Raw genomic sequence first — 625 nt, 5'->3', positions numbered from 1 at the left:
TGCTTTGAATAGCTCGACATGATCGCTGGACTGGTTAAGTACATAAGCCCCGACGCAGCGATTGCCAGGTAAGAAAAGCTTTTTGTGTGTGATAAGGTCGACCGCAACCCTGTTTTCAAAAATATCGATATTTTCTGCTAACTCTGCCTGCGAACAAAGTGCTGTAGAGATTGCCAAGCCAGTCGCATCGTCCGCGTGAATCACGCGGCGGTGACTGTGACCACCTTCTTTGGTTAGGTGATAAGTGTCTTCTTCAGCGTTGTCCATCTTGGTAAAGTCAACACCCTGATCAACTAACCAGGAGACACTCTGTCTGCCGTTTTCTACAGTCTGCCTGACTGCGTCTTCGTGACATAAACCAGCACCTGCATTAAGTGTGTCTCTGATATGAGACTCGATATCATCTTTCTCGCTGAGCACCGCTGCAATTCCGCCTTGCGCCCAAGGTGTCGAGCCGCTAGATAGACCTGCCTTTGATATCACTGCAACAGATAAGTCTTTATTCAAACCGAGAGCAGCACTTAGTCCAGCGGCGCCGCTGCCAATTATTAGAACATCATAGGTATAGGAAGAAGACATTATCGGTACTCATTCAATAAGTTAACGGCCGCTATTATTTAGATAT

Annotated in this window: 1 protein-coding gene; it reads right to left on the bottom strand. The window is 46.9% G+C overall.

Annotated elements, in window-relative coordinates; translation table 11 throughout:
* Positions 1–579, bottom strand: a 579-nt coding sequence (locus A3757_RS01045; protein WP_156506080.1) for an FAD-dependent oxidoreductase, incomplete at its 3' end; no start/stop codon positions are given.
* Positions 580–625 lie beyond the last annotated feature (46 nt).

The organism is Oleiphilus sp. HI0117, assembly GCF_001635235.1.
Note: the sequence above shows the minus strand (reverse complement) of the source record. Positions and strands in the feature narration are given on the sequence as shown.